Origin of the sequence: Flavobacterium cheonanense, assembly GCF_039539185.1 — a bacterium.
GTDB lineage: Bacteria > Bacteroidota > Bacteroidia > Flavobacteriales > Flavobacteriaceae > Flavobacterium > Flavobacterium cheonanense.
In genome coordinates this window covers 88,086-105,575 of the sequence record NZ_BAABCT010000003.1, presented here as the reverse complement: position 1 = coordinate 105,575, position 17,490 = coordinate 88,086, and the positions used below count along the sequence as shown (strand labels likewise).

The window sequence follows — 17,490 nt, the reverse complement described above, 5'->3', positions numbered from 1 at the left end:
TAAAGGTGTATTTTTCTTATTGATATTTTAAAATTCGCATCTTAATGATAGGTATTACGGGCTCTACAGGTGTTTTAGGCAGCATCATTTGTGATAAACTAGAAAAACAAAATATAGCTTTTTCTCGATTTACCGCAGATATCCGAGACGACATCGCTGTTTTGAATTGGGTTCGCGATAATGAGTTAAATTATATTATTCATTTGGCTTCTAAAGTTGCCGTTTCTGATGTTGAAAATAATATTGATGAAGCTTATGATATTAATATTTCTGGAACAATAAATCTTGTTAAAGCTATAAAAAAGTATAACCAACCTATTGGTTTTTTTTATGCAAGCACAAGCCACGTTTATGCGAGTTCCTCATTAGCAATTAAGGAAACCGATGCTATTAGCCCAATTAATTCATATGGACTTACAAAGTGGATGTCAGAATTAATTCTTAATGATTTCAAAAAGAAATATTCAAATATTAATTTGTGTATCGGAAGGATTTTTAGTTTTTATCATCCGTCACAAAAACCGCCATTTCTGTATCCTAATTTAATAAAACGATTTGAAGAGGAAGATTTATCAATGCCATTCAAATTATTTGGAGCTAATTCAACGAGAGATTTTTTAAATGCCGAAGAAGTTTGCGATATCATTATAAAATTAGTTCTTGGTAATTGTGAAGGGACTATCAATATAGCTTCTGGTCAATCTATAAAAATTATTGATTTTGCACAAAAAATAGCTCCTCAAAAGATAAATTTTGATTTTGATGCTACTGAAAATGTGAACCATTTAAATGCCGATATTTCCTTATTAAATTCTATATTAAAAAATGACTAACAAAGAAGTTTCAATAGTAATACCAACATTCAATAGGGCTGATTATTTAGTTGAATGTATTGATTCGTGCCTAGCTCAAACACAAGCGTGTGAAATAATTGTTTGCGATCATGGTAGTACTGACAATACACCTGAAGTTGTTAAAAAATATGGTGACAAAATAAAATATGTTAGAAGAACATTAGATTCTGGTGTACATTTTTGTTGGATGGATGGAATTTTGCATTGTTCTAATGATTTAATCCATATAAACTATGATGATGATTGGATAAAACCTAATTTTATAGAAGATTGTGTTAAATTATTTGACGAAAATGTAGGTTTTGTATTCTCGAATGCTACAGTTTATTATGAAAATCAAAAAGAATACAGTGATAATTTGTTCAAATTAAATGATACTTCTGGAGTTTTTCCCGTCAAGAAATTTTTAAAATTTAGCACTAGTAATATGGTTTCACCAGGCGCTGCTATTTTTAGAAAAAAACAGCTTTTGGATAACTTGTTCGTTGGAAAAGTTCCTTTTACTCAAAATGAATATCATGGCGTTGGTCCCGATATTTTATTTTCAATAATGAGTTGTATTGAGTATCCATCCTATGGTTTTATTAACGAACCATTAGCAATATTTAGAGCCCACGATAAATCAATCACTATTGATGCATTGTCGGATTCATCAAAACAGATAAAAATTAAGAACGCATACAATGATGCTAGAGTATATTTTTATTTATCTAAAATAATTAAAAGTTACAATTTGTTTTCATTGTTAAAAAAAATTAAAATTAAAAAATAGAGATGATAAGATTAGCAGAAAATACCATAACTCAAGAAGAATTAGTAGCTTTAAGCCAATGGATTCCGAGTGCTCCACAATTAACTAAAGGTCCACTTGTTGTTGAATTTGAAAAACAATTTGCTGCTTACACTGGTACTAAGCATTGTGTAATGGTAAATAGTGGTTCATCAGCCAATTTATTAATGGCTTATTCCTTATTAGAAGGGAATTATCTTAAAAACAAAAAAGTTGTTGTGCCAGCAATCAGTTGGATTACAACACTTTCTCCTTTTTTACAATTCGGATTTGATGTTTTGTTATGTGATAGTGATAAAAAGAGTTTAGGTTTAGATGTTGCTATGCTTGAAGAACTTTTCATCAAAGAAAAACCAGCTTTGTTAATAATCGTGCACGTACTTGCACATCTTAACGATATGGACGCTATTACAAAATTGTGTCAAAAATATGATGTTTTGTTAATTGAAGATGCTTGTGAAGCACTTGGTACCTCTAATACAGACGGAAGAAAAGCTGGAAACTTATCTTTAGCAGGATCATTTTCATTTTATTATGGTCACCACATTTCTACTATTGAAGGTGGTGCTGTGACTACCAACGATACCAAACTTTATAATTTAATGTTGTCTATTCGTTCACATGGTTGGTCAAGAGATGTTGATAGTAATTTCAAAAATGAATGGAAAGAAACCTTCAATATTGATGAGGTTAGAGAATTCTATACTTTCTATTATCCTGGATTTAATTTGCGTTCGACAGATTTAAATGCCTTTTTAGGAATAAGTCAACTTACTAAAATGGAAGAAATCACTAAAGTTAGAGAAGAAAATTTTAATTTATATAAAAAATATCTCGGTGATAAATATTGGAGTCAAGAAAGCCAATACAATCAGTTATCGAGTTTTGCTTTTGGTACGATTGTAGAAAATAGAGTTGAGGTATTTAATCATTTAAAAAAGAATGATATTGAAGTTAGACCATTAATTTGTGGCTCAATGGGAAAACAACCATTTTGGATAAAACGATATGGCTACACACCTTTAGAAGTAGCAGATATCGTTCACGATTATGGACTTTATCTTCCAAATCACCTTTACATCAACGAAGAAAAAATTAAATTTATAACAGAAAAATTTATGGAAGTTGCAATTCCAAAGTTTTTCTAAAATATATGCAAAATGAAAGTAGCATTAATTACAGGAATTACAGGACAAGATGGAGCTTATTTAGCCGAATTATTATTGTCAAAAGGTTATATGGTACACGGAGTAAAAAGAAGAAGTTCTTTGTTTAATACACAAAGAATTGACCACCTTTATGAAGATCCGCATATTGATAATCAAAAATTTAAGTTACATTATGGTGATTTAAGTGATTCTACTAACTTGATTAGAATCATTCAAGAAATTCAGCCTGATGAAATTTATAATTTAGGTGCGATGAGTCATGTAAAAGTAAGTTTTGATGTACCAGAATATACCGCAAATACTGATGGAATTGGAACATTGAGAATTCTAGATGCAGTAAGATTACTTGGATTGACCAAAAAAACAAGAATTTATCAAGCTTCAACATCTGAACTGTATGGTTTAGTACAAGAAGTTCCACAAAAGGAAACAACACCATTTTATCCGCGTTCTCCTTATGCTGTAGCTAAAATGTATGCTTATTGGATTACAGTAAACTATAGAGAAGCTTATGATATGTATGCTTGTAACGGTATTCTTTTTAATCACGAAAGTCCGTTAAGAGGAGAAACATTTGTTACTAGAAAAATCACTAGAGGTGTTGCTCAAATGGCATTGGGAATGCAAGAAACTCTCTATATGGGAAATATTGACTCACAAAGAGATTGGGGTCACGCTAAAGACTATGTTGAGGCAATGTGGTTGATGTTACAACAAGATAAACCGGAAGATTTTGTAATTTCAACAGGTGTTACAACTCCAGTGAGAGAGTTTATCAGAATGGCTTTTAGAGAAGTTGGAGTAGAGCTTGAATTTAAAGGCGAAGGTGTTGATGAAAAAGGAATTGTGATCTCGACTTCTAATCCTGATTATCAGTTTAAAATTGGGCAAGTAGTTTTGCAAATTGATCCAACATATTTCAGACCAACAGAAGTAGATTTGCTTATTGGCGATAATACTAAAGCAAAAACTAAATTAGGTTGGACTCCAAAATACACTCTTGATATGTTGGTTAAGGAGATGGTTCAAGCTGATATACAGATTTTTAAAAAAGAAAAATATTTAATGAATTACAAATCGTAATATTTAATGAATCATAATTCAAAAATATTTGTTGCTGGTCATCGCGGAATGGTTGGAAGCGCCATCGTCAATGACTTAAAAAGTAAAGGTTATACTAATATTATAACCCGAACTTCAAGCGAACTAAATTTAATTAATCAAGATAAAGTTGCTGAGTTTTTTGAAACTGAAAAACCGGAATATGTTTTTTTAGCGGCAGCTAAAGTCGGCGGAATTATTGCTAATAATACTTACAGAGCTGATTTTATCTATGAAAATATACTTATTCAAAGCAATGTGATTCATCAAAGCTACAAATCTGGTGTTAAAAAACTTTTGTTTTTAGGATCAACTTGTATCTATCCTAAACTTGCACCACAACCTTTAAAAGAAGAATATCTTTTGACAGGACTTCTTGAAGAAACTAATGAACCATACGCTATTGCAAAAATCTCAGGTATAAAAATGTGTGATGCATACAGATATCAATACGGTTGTAATTTTATATCTGTAATGCCAACCAATCTGTATGGATTTAATGATAATTATGATTTAGAGAATTCTCACGTTTTGCCTGCTTTGATTAGAAAATTCCACGAAGCTAAAATCAACAATTCTGATAATGTTGTTGTATGGGGTACCGGAACACCTTTAAGGGAGTTTCTTCATGCAACAGATATGGCTAATGCATGTGTTTATTTAATGCAACATTACAATGAAAAAGGCTTTGTTAACATTGGAACTGGCGTTGAGATTTCAATTAAAGATTTAGCTTATTTAATTAAAGACATTGTAGGTTTTGAAGGAAATATAGTTTTTGATGAATCGAAGCCTAATGGAACTCCAAGAAAACTAACCGATATTACTAAACTTACCAATCTAGGTTGGAAATATTCTATTGAATTAAGAGACGGAATCACCAAAGTATATAACGAGAAGTTTTTGGCTGTAAAATAAAAAATCAATGACTAAGATATCTATTATTACTATTAATTACAACGACTTAGTTGGTTTAGAAAAAACTTTTAATAGTGTTGTTGGTCAGTCAAATACAGACTTTGAATACATAGTTATTGATGGCGGAAGTACTGATGGAAGTAAAGAATTTCTTGAGCAAAATTCAGATAAATTAGCTTATTGGATTTCAGAGAAAGATTCTGGGGTTTATAACGCTATGAACAAAGGAATTAAAGCTGCCAAAGGTGATTATATTATGTTCCTAAACAGCAGAGATTTCTTAATAGATACTACCATAATCGATAAAGTAGGAAAGGATTTAGATGGTTCTACAGCCATTTATTACGGAAATCTTATTTATAGCTTAAATGGAGTGAATACACAATTGTGGTCACCTCCAGATACTTTATCTTTTACCTATTTTTTAAGTGATTCATTGCCACATCCGTCAAGTTTTATCAAACGAGAATTGTTTGATACACACTTTTATTATTCTGAACATTTTAAAATTGTATCCGATTGGGAATTTTTCATTTACTGCATTTGTAAAATGAATGCATCTTATAAACATTTAGATTATGTTATTTCAAATTTTGATAATAGCGGAATGTCGAGTGTTAAAGAAAATTTAATTAAAATTGACACAGAAAAACAACAAGTTTTTGAAAAACATTTTCCTCTGTTTTTAGAAGATATAAAGGTTTTAAAAGATGGAAATTCGCAACGATTTAAGCAATATCAAGCTATAAAAAGTAATAAATTTAAATTTACCTTACTAAAAGGATTGATGAGTTTGTTGCTTTTGTTTCAACCTAAAGTAAAAATGAAAAGGTACATCACTAAAATCTAATTTTTAAATTCTGTAATGACTTTTTCATAATAGTTGATGGTTTCTTCAATCATTTTTTCTTGACTAAAACGTTCCATAATTGACTTTCTGGCATTTGATTTTATTCTATTTGCTTCATTTGTATCAGAAAATGTTTTTAGTATAACATTACAATATTCCTCAACAGTATCTACGATATAGCCATTTTCACCAGATGTAATTATTTCATTGAAAGAAGGAATATTTGAAGCAATTACTACTTTGTTTAGCGCCATTGCCTCGCACAAAGCCAATCCAAAGGTTTCACCTGTCGAAGGAAAAATCACGACTTCAGCTTGAGCTAATTGGGAAATAAGATTTTGCGTTTTTTGAAAACCATAAAATGTAACTTTATTTTCAAGATGGTGTTCCTCAATTATTTTTTGAAGTGCTATTTTATGATTTTGATTCTCGGGTCCAATAAAATTCAGACTTGTATTTGGTTCTGATTGAATGGTTTTAATCAAAATTTGTACCGCAATATCAGCTCCTTTTTCATAGGCAACAGTTCCAAAATAAAATATTGATTTCGGAATTATTACTTGGTTTTCAACTGTTTTATAAACAGTTGTGTCAATACCATTATAGATACGTTTGAAACTTTTGATACCAAATAATTGCCTATTCATTTGTTCAGAAAACTCCGAAATAGAAATAATGTTTTTGGCTTTCTTAAAAGCTAATTCCTCACAATGTTTTTTGCCAACTTCAATTCCTTTGTAGTTAAAATAATGTTCTAATATCGAAAAAGAACCATGACATCTAACTACGATAGGGAAAGAAGTTTCTAAGTATAGATAAAGTCCTTCGAAATCGTGAGTTTCGAGAATGTCAATATTTAAATTATTTTTTTTAATGAAATGGGAAACTATTTTAGAAACATCTTTTTTTTCATATTCATGAATTTTGAAATGCAACCATTGCAAAAGAAGACTTTTTTTTGATAAGGATCTAAAAAAATTAACAATTGGATTTCTTCTAAAAATGTTTTTTTTGAAACATACAGTAACACCATTATCTATAAAACTAACCGAAGATTTATTTACACCAAGCACATAAACTTGATGTTGTTTTTTAACCAATTCTCGTGCTAAATTAGCCATAAAACTTCCAGTTCCTCCACAAGTAGGTAATTTATCGTGCTTGTATTCTCTAGTTAAAAGTAAAATGGTCATTTTTTTCTGGTTATTTAATTTCAAAAATTGTTTTCACCCAATTTTTTAGACTGTATTTTTCAAAGATTTCAGTTGATAGTTCTTCATAAGGTGAATCAAAAAATGATTCAGGAATATATTCGGTATCATTTTTCCAAATAAAAATGTTATTGGCATTATAAAAATCGTAGTTTATAATATCTTCGTTAGTAGTTATCAATTTTTTCCCTTTTCCCATAGCGTCAAATACCCTAAAAGTAAGTCCTTTTTGAATCGTCTTCTGTACATCTAAGATGATTTTAGAATCGTCATAAATTTTTTCGCTTTCTTCAAATGGAATCGCATTTCTAATGAATTCAATACTATTTGATGGATGAATTTTCGGAGCATTTTCATTTTTAGTTTGTAAGAATATTTTAGAAGTTTTACCAAGTTTCTCAACAGAATTTAATATTTTTTTGATTAAATGAATACGTTCATCAAGAGTTCCAATAAAGAAAACATCGTTTTTGGGAGAAGGATTTCTTTCAGTATTAAAATAAAAATTTGTTAATTGCTTTAACTGATATTTTTCAACATCTTTAGGTTCAAAACTGTATTTTACATCAAAAAAAGGCAGTGTTCTTTCGTATCTCGGAATATTATCAAAGCTATCCCAAAAATAAACGATTCTTTTTTTGGCGCGCTCAGTTACGTATTTCAACTCATCATTAAGCAAAAAATCGGGACAAATCACAAACAAAAAATCAAAATAATCATCTTCTGTAATTGTGCTAATTCGTTCTTTACTAGCCCATATTTTTTTCAAATTTTTCTTTAAAAAAGTTTTTGCTAAGAAGTTCTGAATTTTTTGAAATGAATTTTTGTACTTATAATCTTCAAAAATTATTGACTTTAGTTCACATGAGGTTTGATTCAGAATTTCTTTCTGTATAACTTTATAAATTCCGAAATAATCGGGACACAAAAAAAGTACTTTCATTCAACAATTTTTTGTTTAGTTTTCAATGATTTAGAAAGTGGCGCACCAGCCAAAAGAACTTTCAGTAAATACGAGTATTTAGGCTTGAATAGCGTACTGAAAATGTAATTTATTCGTAAGTAATTCAATAAAAAACAATAACTTAAATAGCCATAATGCTTTCTAATAATATAAAGCAGTGAAATTTTTAGTTCGGTTTTAATTGTGATACTTTGTGGAGTACTTGCACCGTGATAGTGAACATATTGCGCTTCTGGAATTAAATAACACGATTTTCCTATTTTTTCTAATCGCATACACAAATCAGTTTCTTCATAGTAAAGAAATAGGTTAGTGTCAAATCCGCCAACTTCATTGAAATCAGAGGTTCTAGTAAACATAAAACTTCCTTGAACGTAGTTTACTTTCTGAGGATTAGTATATTCAAATTTTCTTTTAGGATATTTTTTAGGATTTACTTTTTCTAGAAAATCTCTGCCAAAAAGTTCTTTAGAAATGGAGGCAAAATGATCAAAAGCAACCATTCTTTTTCCAGTTTCTGTAAACGATTGACCTCCAACCATTGCAATAGCATTGTCTTTTTCAATAGCAGTTTTTAATATTGAAAAGCAGTCGTTCAAAAACAAAGTATCATTGTTTACAAAAGCAACATATTTGGCATTTGCATATTGGTAACCAGCCATATTTCCGGATCCAAAACCAGTATTGATTTTGCTTCTAACAAGTTGTAAGTTTTTGAAAGAATGTGATTTGCAAAATTCTTCTAATAGTTTATAGTCAGCAATTTGAGAGCAATTATCAACAACTATAATTTGATAATTCAAATTTGTAGCTGTTTTTTCCACAATACTATCAATGCATTCTTGTGTAAGTTTGCTCGAATTGTAATTTATTATTATTGCTGCTATATCAAACATTTAGTTACGTTTTATTATTCAATTTTTCTGTATAACATCCAAAGTTGCAAATATCTTTTGAATACCGAAAAGGCATGAACATAAGCTAAAATAAAACCTTCCTTACCATCAACAATTCCTAAGCGGAAAAAATATTGCCATAAAAATCGGTATAATGGTCTGAAAATAAAATGATAAGCATTTGGTTTTCTTTTTTTGTTATAGAGATTTTCTGCTTGCAGTTTACTATATAAATTTAGCTTATCGTTGTAGTTGTCAAAATTTTTATAACTAAAGTGATTCAGTTTATTTTTTAGAATACCAATTGTACCATTCGCTTTAACTTCTTCATGAACCAAGCCATTATATTGACAGAAATTTTTATTAAAAAGACGCACCGCTTTATCGCTTTGCCATCCACCAAAATGGATATGTCTTCCCATGAAAAAGAAATTTCTTTTCACAAAAAAGGCTACATCTTCTCCAGGATTTGCAACAATTTCTTGAATTTCATTTTCTAATTCTTTTGTAATAATTTCATCTAAATCAAAAAATACAATCCAATCGTTCTTCGCTTGATTGATGGCGTAATTTCTTTGTTCAGAAAAGTTAGTAAATTTACGCTCAATAACTTTTACACCCATATTTTTTGCAATTTCTATAGTGGCATCGCTACTTATAGAATCTACAAAAATGATTTCATCTGCAAAAGACAAGCTTTCAACATATCTTTTTACGTTAACTTCTTCATTAAAAGTAATGGCTAAGGCAGTTATTTTGGGTATAGCGTTATTTTCAGACATATAAATAGATGAAATATGACACAAATATAATATTTTTACACCAATAGTATTTTCAAAATTATATTTGTGTCAAAATTACCCATTTTAATGTATCATAATATTACCCCAAATGACGATTTAAGTTTGGGTTTGACGCTGTCTACAAGTAAGTTTGAAAAACAATTAGACTATTTAAATAAAAATAATTACACTTCATTATTTGTGTCGGAATTGGAACAAATGAAGTCAATTTCATCAAAATCTGTAGTTATAACTTTTGATGATGTGACCGAGAATCAATTGTTGTATGCCTTGCCATTGTTGAGAAAATACAATGTAAAAGCAACTTTTTTCATTCCATTTTCTTATATAGGTAAAACAGATTTATGGAATAATGGTTCGGAGAAAATAATGTCAATTGACCAATTAAAATCATTGGATTCATCAATTATAGAGTTAGGACATCATTCTTTTTATCACAGAAAATATTCAGATTTATCTGAGCAAGAAATTGAGATCGATTTTGATAAAAGTTTTGATTTAATTGCTAAAAACAACTTAAATGTTTATCCATCATTAGCTTATCCTTATGGTAATTATCCTAAAAAAGGACTTAAAAAAGATGTGTTTTTTACGATTTTAGAAAAAAAAGGTATAAAATACGCTTTCAGAATAGGTAATAGAGTTAATTCTTTTCCTTTACAAAGTAAATTTGAAATACAACGAATTGACATTAAAGGTCAAGACACTTCGTTAAAATTTAAATGGAAACTAAAAATTGGAAAACTAAGTTTGTTTTAATCTTTATTTGATGTCTTTCTCAATAAGCATCATTTTAACATATCTCGAGAAAACCCCATAAGCATTGATACTTGCCAAAGCAAGACCAGGAACGCCATCAAGAAATCCTCTTTTCAAAATATAGGAGGAGAAAAATCGGTATAGAGGTTTGAAAAACAAATGAAAAATAGTTACTTTTTTGCCTTTTTTTAGCGAAGTATTGGCTTGAAACCAAGAATAAGAATCTTTCTTTTTTATTAAATGAAATAAACCTTTGTAGGTATAGTGAATCATGAAGTTTTTTAAGCTGCCAATGCTTCCATCAACATGTAATTTTTCATGAACATCACCAGTGAATTTTACATTTTTATTTTTAACTAATCTAACTACTTTATCTACTTTATGATAAAGAAAACGATTCATGTAAAAATGAGGAAAGCTCAATTTATATCCAGAATGTTGGTTCTTTTCAATAGCGGAAACAATTTCATTTTTAAGTTTTTGTGAAACACGTTCGTCGGCATCAATAAAAAGTATCCAATCTCCTGTAGCATAGGATATGGCATGATTTTTTTGATTGGAAAAATTATCAAATTTACGTTCCAAAACCTTACAACCATATTCAAGCGCTCTTTCTTTGGTTCCATCTTCACTAAAGGAATCAATCACTATAATTTCACTAGCAAATTCCACTGACTTTAGCGCATCGTCTATGTAGTCAATTTCATTGTATGTAGGAATAATAACCGAAAGAGTGGGCATTAATTTTGCTTTTTTGTAAGTACAAATTTAATAAAATTAGGTTACCTTTGCCGAATTATGCAAAAGAATATTTCAGTAATAGTAGTAGCTAACGATAATTTCGAGTCACTTGAAAAAGTAATTTGGAGTTACAATACTCAAGCTTTTAGAAATTTCGAAATGATAATAGTAAATCAAAATTCTGATGAAACTATTTCAAAATCAATCACATCCATTCAAAAAGAAGTTTTTTTTCCAATTGTTTTATTGAACTTTGACAAAGAAAATAATGGTGATGATTGTGTGAAAAAAGCTATCGAAATAGCGTCTACAAATTATATTTTAATTACTAATTCTGATTGTTTAGCAAGACCAGATTTTGTTGAACAACATATTAAAAATAGAGTAGAAGGTTATTTTCTAAATGGTGTTTCTTACTCAATAAATGCGTTGGTTTCTAATAAAATATCGCAAGAAACAATCTATTCTTCCAAGTGTTTTGAGATCTCTTGGTTAAAATCAAAGAGAATTGGTTTTTTTAGAAGTTTTATGATTTCTTATAGCGGTTTGTTAAGTACATTTTTGGATGCTATTTTTTCTAAAAATGATATTTCAAGTGACAATCTATCTGGTTGGAAATCAGATTTTATCCAAATTAATAGTTTTACTAATTTGAAAATTAATAATTTGAAGGAAATTGATTTAAAGCAAAAAAATATTAAGAGTAGAGCAATACTTTTAAAATTGCAAAATTAATAAAAGCAGCATTTTTGATAGAGGTAATTTTGAATATAATATTCTCTATCTTTGATAAATAAAAAGAATTTCAATTCAAAAATATTTTGGATAACAATATGAAAATAACAGTTATAATAAGTACCTACAACGCAGAAGAATGGCTTGAAAAAGTACTAATTGGATATAGCGTTCAAACATATAAAGATTTTGACATCATTATTGCTGATGATGGTTCGAGACCTTCTACAAAAGAATTGATTGATTCTTATGCTAAAGATTATCCAGTGCCAATTAGACATTTATGGCATGAAGATTTAGGATACAGAAGACAAGAAATTCTAAATGTTGCCATTGTAGAAGCCAATCATGATTATATTTTAATGACTGATGGCGATTGTATTCCTAGACAAGATTTTGTTGAAGTTCATGCAAAATTAGCTGAGAAAGGTAAATTCTTATCTGGAGGTTATTGCAAATTACCAATGACAACTAGTAAGGCAATTTCTAAAGATGATATAGTTTCTGGAAGATGTTTTAATGTAAGTTGGTTAAAATCTATTGATAAATTAGGTTTTTCAAATACATTAAAATTAGGAGCTAATAGTTTGATAGGTAAATTTTTAGATATTATTTCACCAACTAATCCTTCTTTTAATAATTGTAATTCATCAGGTTTTAAAGCCGATATGATTGCCATTAATGGATACGATGAACGAATGAAATATGGTGGTCCAGATAGAGAATTTGGTGAACGTTTAGAAAATTATGGTATAAAAGGTAAACAGATTAGACATAAAGCTATAGTTTTGCATTTAGATCATGCTAGAGGTTACAAAACACCAGAATCTTTAGCAGCAAATTTAGCTATAAGAAAAGAAGTTAGAGATAAAAAGATTGTTTGGACTAACTTTGGAATAAAAAAATAACAGTTTTACACTATGCGAATATTAGTTACCGGAGCAGCAGGTTTTATTGGGTCACACTTATGTGAAAAGTTAGCTTCGTTGCATCATGAAGTAGTTGGAATAGATAATTTCAATAACTACTACGATGTAAAACTAAAAGAATTAAACGCATCCGATTTGGAAAAAGTTGGTGTAAAAATTTTTAGATTAGATTTGAACGATGATTTAAAATCGGTTTTCGAAACTCCTTTTGATTACATCTATCATTTGGCTGCTCAACCAGGAATCTCTTCTGATACTTCATTAAATGATTATGTAACAAATAATATTTTTGCTACACAAAATTTACTTGAAAGTGTTTTAAAATATAATGCTGATTTAAAGTTATTTGTAAATATTTCTACGTCATCTGTTTATGGTTCAGTCGCTACAGTTGATGAAGAAGTAACTCCAAAACCAATTTCATTTTATGGAACTACAAAACTGGCTGCAGAACAACTAGTTTTAGGTTTGGAAAGAACAAACAAGTTAAAGGCATGCTCAATTCGTTTGTATTCTGTTTATGGACCGAGAGAGCGTCCAGAGAAATTATATACTAAATTAATTGATAATCTGCACAATAACCAACCATTTCCATTATTTGAAGGAAGTGTGAAACACGAAAGAAGTTTTACCTTTGTTGGAGATATTGTTGATGGATTAGCTTCAATTATTGGTAAAGAATCTATTGTAAATGGTGAGATTATTAATCTTGGAACCGATTTAGTTAATACAACTCAAGAGGGTATTACCATTGTTGAAGAGATAATGAATAAAAAACTGGTAATTGATCATCAACCAGCACGTAAAGGCGATCAACAAAAGACATCAGCTGTAATAAATAAAGCTATAAAGTTATTAAACTACAAACCAAAATCTACGCTAAAAGAAGGACTTCAAAAGCAAGTAGATTGGTATTTTGAAAAATTTGTAAAGTAATTACAGATTATTTTTTAGAAAAACTTCCAAATCGGGAATGATAATTTCGGGCGTCAATTGAAGATAAAATTCTCTTGGATTTTGTTCTATTTGTTTGCGCTTTTCATAAGTAAAACCATCATATATTTCAGGTTTTTTATCTAACAAATGAATGGAATGATGTTTTATTCCATCTTCAAAACTTGCCCAATGTGCTTTGTTTACATAAGGTGAAAATATGGTAAAAGTTGGCTTTTGAAGTGCTTTTGCAATATGAACCGTTCCACCTTCGTTGGCAACCAATACATCGCATTGATTCATTAATTTGATGAAATCTCTAATACTTGGCGCATAAATATCCAAAATGATATTTTGTTTGTATTGACACATTTCATAAATCGCTAAAGCATCTTTTTTCTGATGTGGCGAATAGTTGAAAAGGAGGTAAGCATCATAATTTTTTGCTATGTAATCTATAATTGTTGCTACATATTCAAAAGGCATTGATTTTTGTGGTGTACTGCCTAAAACCCCTAACATGATTACTTTTTTATCACGATAATTTTTCAACCAATTTTCATTTTTTTCACTTTCAGAAAGAAATAATTTTGGTTCGTAATCTATGGGTTCAAAATCGCCAGCATATTCAATAAGATGAACACGATCTTCAATAGCTTTTCCACAGAATTTTGTTGATGATTTTAAACCTTCTGTTGGATGAGTATAGTAGTTCCAATTTCCAAATCGTTTGCGGCTTTTGTGACCTATAGTTTGTTTGGCACCACTAAATTTACAAATTAATCGGCTTTGCGTTTTCGAATAAGGATCAAAAATAATATCGTATTTCTCTTTTCTAATTTCAAGAACGAACTTAAATAAGTTCTTTATTTTCTTAAGTTCTTTTTCTTTAATAGCAATGATTTTATCAATGTTCGGATTTTGCTCTAAAACACCGGTTGTAAAATCATAAGCCATAAAATGGACTTCACTATCAGGATATTTTCTTTTAAAATTATTGGCAATAACCGAGGCAATTAGCACATCTCCAATTCGCTTATTTTGTATAATTAATATTTTCATCCCAAAGTGTTAAAATAAATATCGATTTAATAGAAAAACTATTTCTTGGTGCAAAGTACTATTTTTTATACTTTTAAACCAAAATATTAACTCCAACCGTGAAGATTATCCTTAATCCAAAATATAAAGAACAAGAAAAAGCTATAATTCAATTAGTTACAAGCTTTTTTGAAGAAGGAAATCTTATAGTAAAAGGTTCTCGAAATACAATCAAATCAAATTTTTTAGGTTCAGAAAAGGTAAATATCAAGTTTTTTAAAAAACCAGGTATATTTAAATCGATTATTTATTCTTTTTTTAGAAGTACAAAAGCAAAGAGATCGTTTGATTATGCCAATTATTTAAAGGAGCATTCAATTTTAACTCCAGAGCCAATTGCTTACATAGAAGAGCGAAATACGTTTGGTTTATTAGGAGATAGTTTTTACATCAGCCAGCAAATTGATTACGATTTTACTATTAGAGAATTAATTCATAATCCGTTGTTTCCTAATCGAAATAGTATTTTAGAACAGTTTGCCGAATTCACTTTCAAAATGCACGAAGCAAATGTGAATTTTTTAGATCACTCACCTGGAAACACTTTAATTATAGATAAGGGAAATAATCAATTCGAGTTTTATCTAATTGATTTAAACCGAATGAAATTTGAAAAACTATCTATCAAAAAACGAATGGATAATTTCAAGAAAATGTGGTTGTCAAGAACAATGATTAAAGTAGTAGCCAAGAAATACGCCGAATTAATTGGTCAGCCAGAAGAGAAAATTCATGCTATTTTGCTAGAAAAAACACTTCAATTCAAAAGAAGAATTACAAAGAAAAAATACCTAAAAAGAAAACTAAAAAAATAAAAAAAATCCGAACGTAAATTCGGATTTTTTTGTGAGTATTTGATTTTAAACCGCTACATCATATTCTCTTAAAGCATCATTAAGCGATGTTTTTAAGTCGGTTGATGGTTTTCTTTTTCCGATAATTAGTGCGCATGGAACTTGAAAATCTCCAGCAGCAAATTTCTTAGTGTAACTACCAGGAATTACCACAGAACGAGCAGGAACAAATCCTTTATATTCAACAGGTTCATTTCCTGTAACGTCAATTATTTTGGTTGAAGCCGTCAAACAAACATTGGCTCCAAGAACAGCTTCTTTTTCTACTCGGACACCTTCAACAACAATGCATCTTGAACCAATAAATGCTCCATCCTCAATAATTACTGGAGCTGCTTGTAATGGTTCTAAAACACCACCAATTCCAACACCACCAGATAAATGAACGTCTTTACCAATTTGTGCACAACTTCCCACTGTTGCCCATGTGTCAACCATTGTTCCTTCATCTACATAAGCACCAATGTTTACGTAACTTGGCATTAAAATTACTCCTTTTGAAATGTAAGCACCATATCTTGCAACTGCTGGTGGAACTACACGAATACCTTTTTCAGCATAACCTGTTTTTAATAACATTTTATCATGATATTCGAAGATGCCAACTTCATGTGTTTCCATTTTTTGAATTGGAAAATACATAACTACAGCTTTTTTTACCCATTCGTTTACTTGCCAACCGTTTTCTGTTGGTTCTGCAACTCTTAGTTTGCCGCTATCAAGAAGAAAAATTACTTCTTTGATAGTGTTTATAGTAGTTTCTTCTTTTAATAATTCTCGGTTATCCCAAGCTTTTTCTATTGTAGATTGTATGTTTTGCATAGTGATTAATTTGTCACAAATATAGTTCAATATCGATAAATTTTCTAATTAAAATGATTGAAAAATTATAATTTATAGTCTAAAATTTTCCATTTTCTTCCTTTTTTAATTTTGTGAAATTGTTTCTTCCAAAACGACATTTTTTTATAGGCTCTTTTTTCAGAAGATAAATATTCTGGATTTATTTTGTCAATTTCTACAATCATTTCTTCAAATGATTTTGATTTGTTGTGTTCAAAAAAATGACTTAAAACACCTCTAAATTCTTTAAAGTACCAATAGTGGTGAATATGATTCTTGGACTCAATAGGTTTCGTTTTCCTCTGAAAAAAATAATTGAATGCAATTTGTTCCATCACAAAAAGTTGATTTTTAGAATATAGTACATCAACCAATTCTTCGACCATTCTAAGTTGGTTAGAATAACTAGAGTTAAATCCAATAACACCAGCATTCCAAACAGTAAAATCGGAATCAATTTTTATAGTTTCATTTAATGATGGAATCTTAAATTCACTTTCATTTTTCAAAAAAGCTTTCATTTTCCTAGCAATTCCACCTTTGTTATCAATTAATTTGCCTTCGCATTTATCAAAATAAATAGCATTAGAATTAATGTTGCTAAAGATTTCAGAACTGTTTTTTGTGAAGTAAGTATCAGAATCTAAATAAAGAAAATTACCTTCATATTTTGATACCACATCTTCGATTACTTTAACTTTTACTCGGTGAACAAAATTATGTTTTCCTTTCCAATTTGTTATTTCATCATCAGAAAGTTGAATATATATAATGGATTGTGGTAATTTGTTTTTAAAAAAATCTGTAGAATCTGAATAAATAATTATTTGATTTTCATCTGCTTTATGAAATTTAAAGTAGGATAATATAGAGAACAAAAGTTCATTTTGATAAGCAATTCCTCCAAAGGCAAAATAAACGATATAATTCATAAATCTTAAATAAGAAGGTTCAAATTTAAGAACTAAATTAGATTAAAAAGCCAATTAAATAGGATAAGTTACTTTTATAGAGTATCTTTATAAAATATAGCGCTAAT

19 protein-coding genes are annotated in these 17,490 nt (G+C 29.3%); 11 read left to right on the top strand and 8 right to left on the bottom strand.

Annotation, left to right across the window (positions count from 1 at the left end; all coding sequences use genetic code 11):
• Positions 1–44 precede the first annotated feature (44 nt).
• From ABD766_RS07375 to ABD766_RS07350, 6 genes are read left to right on the top strand one after another with little or no spacing between them, the layout of a single operon-like run.
• Positions 45–833 carry an NAD-dependent epimerase/dehydratase family protein gene (locus tag ABD766_RS07375; RefSeq protein ID WP_344816077.1) on the top strand — a complete coding sequence of 263 codons (789 nt, stop codon included), beginning with the start codon at positions 45–47 and terminating at the stop codon, positions 831–833.
• Positions 826–1,626: a glycosyltransferase family 2 protein gene (locus tag ABD766_RS07370; RefSeq protein WP_344816076.1), complete on the top strand. Its 801-nt coding sequence runs from the start codon at positions 826–828 to the stop codon at positions 1,624–1,626. Before ABD766_RS07375 ends, ABD766_RS07370 begins: the two co-directional genes overlap by 8 nt.
• A 2-nt stretch (positions 1,627–1,628) precedes the next feature.
• On the top strand, positions 1,629–2,792 hold the full coding sequence (locus ABD766_RS07365) for a DegT/DnrJ/EryC1/StrS family aminotransferase (protein ID WP_344816075.1): 1,164 nt from the start codon (positions 1,629–1,631) through the stop codon (positions 2,790–2,792).
• A gap of 12 nt (positions 2,793–2,804) precedes the next feature.
• Entirely contained in the window at positions 2,805–3,896 is a 1,092-nt protein-coding gene (gmd, locus tag ABD766_RS07360) for a GDP-mannose 4,6-dehydratase (RefSeq protein ID WP_344816074.1), read from the top strand.
• 6 nt (positions 3,897–3,902) lie between these two features.
• On the top strand, positions 3,903–4,832 hold the full coding sequence (locus tag ABD766_RS07355; protein WP_344816073.1) for a GDP-L-fucose synthase family protein: 930 nt from the start codon (positions 3,903–3,905) through the stop codon (positions 4,830–4,832).
• Between the two features lie 7 nt (positions 4,833–4,839).
• On the top strand, positions 4,840–5,682 hold the full coding sequence (locus ABD766_RS07350; protein ID WP_344816072.1) for a glycosyltransferase family 2 protein: 843 nt from the start codon (positions 4,840–4,842) through the stop codon (positions 5,680–5,682).
• On the opposite strand, the gene ABD766_RS07345 is transcribed toward ABD766_RS07350, so the two are convergent.
• The 4 genes from ABD766_RS07345 to ABD766_RS07330 are packed head-to-tail and all read right to left on the bottom strand — an operon-like array spanning position 5,679 to position 9,535.
• Entirely contained in the window at positions 5,679–6,875 is a 1,197-nt protein-coding gene (locus tag ABD766_RS07345) for a glycosyltransferase family 4 protein (protein ID WP_344816071.1), read from the bottom strand. The genes ABD766_RS07350 and ABD766_RS07345 overlap by 4 nt on opposite strands.
• Positions 6,876–6,885: 10 nt before the next feature.
• A complete protein-coding gene (locus tag ABD766_RS07340; protein ID WP_344816070.1) occupies positions 6,886–7,836 on the bottom strand; it encodes a WaaS/CpsH family glycosyltransferase in 951 nt (316 codons plus the stop codon).
• Positions 7,833–8,753 (bottom strand): glycosyltransferase family 2 protein, encoded by a 921-nt coding sequence (locus ABD766_RS07335; protein ID WP_344816069.1) that lies wholly within the window; start codon positions 8,751–8,753, stop codon positions 7,833–7,835. Before ABD766_RS07335 ends, ABD766_RS07340 begins: the two co-directional genes overlap by 4 nt.
• Before the next feature lie 14 nt (positions 8,754–8,767).
• The gene (locus ABD766_RS07330) at positions 8,768–9,535 is read right to left on the bottom strand and encodes a glycosyltransferase family 2 protein (RefSeq protein ID WP_344816068.1); all 768 of its coding nucleotides are present in this window, start codon (positions 9,533–9,535) and stop codon (positions 8,768–8,770) included.
• 66 nt (positions 9,536–9,601) lie between these two features.
• On the opposite strand from ABD766_RS07330, the gene ABD766_RS07325 reads away from it, so the two are divergent.
• Positions 9,602–10,315 (top strand): polysaccharide deacetylase family protein, encoded by a 714-nt coding sequence (locus ABD766_RS07325; RefSeq protein ID WP_344816067.1) that lies wholly within the window; start codon positions 9,602–9,604, stop codon positions 10,313–10,315.
• A gap of 3 nt (positions 10,316–10,318) precedes the next feature.
• Here the strand turns inward: ABD766_RS07325 and ABD766_RS07320 are convergent, their stop codons facing one another.
• On the bottom strand, positions 10,319–11,056 hold the full coding sequence (locus ABD766_RS07320; protein ID WP_344816066.1) for a glycosyltransferase family 2 protein: 738 nt from the start codon (positions 11,054–11,056) through the stop codon (positions 10,319–10,321).
• A 57-nt stretch (positions 11,057–11,113) separates the two neighbouring features.
• Between ABD766_RS07320 and ABD766_RS07315 the strand changes: the two genes are divergently transcribed.
• The 3 genes from ABD766_RS07315 to ABD766_RS07305 all read left to right on the top strand — a co-directional run bounded on the left by ABD766_RS07315 (position 11,114) and on the right by ABD766_RS07305 (position 13,656).
• Positions 11,114–11,791: a glycosyltransferase gene (locus ABD766_RS07315; RefSeq protein ID WP_344816065.1), complete on the top strand. Its 678-nt coding sequence runs from the start codon at positions 11,114–11,116 to the stop codon at positions 11,789–11,791.
• A gap of 98 nt (positions 11,792–11,889) precedes the next feature.
• The gene (locus tag ABD766_RS07310) at positions 11,890–12,699 is read left to right on the top strand and encodes a glycosyltransferase family 2 protein (RefSeq protein WP_344816064.1); all 810 of its coding nucleotides are present in this window, start codon (positions 11,890–11,892) and stop codon (positions 12,697–12,699) included.
• A 12-nt stretch (positions 12,700–12,711) separates the two neighbouring features.
• Positions 12,712–13,656 carry an NAD-dependent epimerase/dehydratase family protein gene (locus tag ABD766_RS07305; protein WP_344816063.1) on the top strand — a complete coding sequence of 315 codons (945 nt, stop codon included), beginning with the start codon at positions 12,712–12,714 and terminating at the stop codon, positions 13,654–13,656.
• Here the strand turns inward: ABD766_RS07305 and ABD766_RS07300 are convergent, their stop codons facing one another.
• On the bottom strand, positions 13,657–14,715 hold the full coding sequence (locus tag ABD766_RS07300) for a glycosyltransferase family 9 protein (RefSeq protein ID WP_344816062.1): 1,059 nt from the start codon (positions 14,713–14,715) through the stop codon (positions 13,657–13,659).
• 98 nt (positions 14,716–14,813) lie between these two features.
• Between ABD766_RS07300 and ABD766_RS07295 the strand changes: the two genes are divergently transcribed.
• Positions 14,814–15,569 carry a lipopolysaccharide kinase InaA family protein gene (locus ABD766_RS07295; RefSeq protein WP_344816061.1) on the top strand — a complete coding sequence of 252 codons (756 nt, stop codon included), beginning with the start codon at positions 14,814–14,816 and terminating at the stop codon, positions 15,567–15,569.
• Between the two features lie 45 nt (positions 15,570–15,614).
• Here the strand turns inward: ABD766_RS07295 and ABD766_RS07290 are convergent, their stop codons facing one another.
• Together ABD766_RS07290 and ABD766_RS07285 are read right to left on the bottom strand one after the other, a co-directional pair.
• On the bottom strand, positions 15,615–16,430 hold the full coding sequence (locus tag ABD766_RS07290; protein WP_344816058.1) for a 2,3,4,5-tetrahydropyridine-2,6-dicarboxylate N-succinyltransferase: 816 nt from the start codon (positions 16,428–16,430) through the stop codon (positions 15,615–15,617).
• A gap of 65 nt (positions 16,431–16,495) precedes the next feature.
• Positions 16,496–17,383, bottom strand: coding sequence for a hypothetical protein (locus tag ABD766_RS07285; protein ID WP_344816057.1), 888 nt, complete (start codon positions 17,381–17,383; stop codon positions 16,496–16,498).
• Positions 17,384–17,490: the final 107 nt, after the last annotated feature.

Bases quoted from the DNA above. Each gene is read 5' to 3' on its own strand.
- ABD766_RS07375 (WP_344816077.1), top strand. From the start codon at position 45: ATGATAGGTATTACGGGCTCTACAGGTGTTTTAGGCAGCATCATTTGT.
- ABD766_RS07370 (WP_344816076.1), top strand. From the start codon at position 826: ATGACTAACAAAGAAGTTTCAATAGTAATACCAACATTCAATAGGGCT.
- ABD766_RS07365 (WP_344816075.1), top strand. From the start codon at position 1,629: ATGATAAGATTAGCAGAAAATACCATAACTCAAGAAGAATTAGTAGCT.
- gmd (WP_344816074.1), top strand. From the start codon at position 2,805: ATGAAAGTAGCATTAATTACAGGAATTACAGGACAAGATGGAGCTTAT.
- ABD766_RS07355 (WP_344816073.1), top strand. From the start codon at position 3,903: ATGAATCATAATTCAAAAATATTTGTTGCTGGTCATCGCGGAATGGTT.
- ABD766_RS07350 (WP_344816072.1), top strand. From the start codon at position 4,840: ATGACTAAGATATCTATTATTACTATTAATTACAACGACTTAGTTGGT.
- ABD766_RS07345 (WP_344816071.1), bottom strand. From the start codon at position 6,875: ATGACCATTTTACTTTTAACTAGAGAATACAAGCACGATAAATTACCT.
- ABD766_RS07340 (WP_344816070.1), bottom strand. From the start codon at position 7,836: ATGAAAGTACTTTTTTTGTGTCCCGATTATTTCGGAATTTATAAAGTT.
- ABD766_RS07335 (WP_344816069.1), bottom strand. From the start codon at position 8,753: ATGTTTGATATAGCAGCAATAATAATAAATTACAATTCGAGCAAACTT.
- ABD766_RS07330 (WP_344816068.1), bottom strand. From the start codon at position 9,535: ATGTCTGAAAATAACGCTATACCCAAAATAACTGCCTTAGCCATTACT.
- ABD766_RS07320 (WP_344816066.1), bottom strand. From the start codon at position 11,056: ATGCCCACTCTTTCGGTTATTATTCCTACATACAATGAAATTGACTAC.
- ABD766_RS07315 (WP_344816065.1), top strand. From the start codon at position 11,114: ATGCAAAAGAATATTTCAGTAATAGTAGTAGCTAACGATAATTTCGAG.
- ABD766_RS07310 (WP_344816064.1), top strand. From the start codon at position 11,890: ATGAAAATAACAGTTATAATAAGTACCTACAACGCAGAAGAATGGCTT.
- ABD766_RS07305 (WP_344816063.1), top strand. From the start codon at position 12,712: ATGCGAATATTAGTTACCGGAGCAGCAGGTTTTATTGGGTCACACTTA.
- ABD766_RS07300 (WP_344816062.1), bottom strand. From the start codon at position 14,715: ATGAAAATATTAATTATACAAAATAAGCGAATTGGAGATGTGCTAATT.
- ABD766_RS07290 (WP_344816058.1), bottom strand. From the start codon at position 16,430: ATGCAAAACATACAATCTACAATAGAAAAAGCTTGGGATAACCGAGAA.
- ABD766_RS07285 (WP_344816057.1), bottom strand. From the start codon at position 17,383: ATGAATTATATCGTTTATTTTGCCTTTGGAGGAATTGCTTATCAAAAT.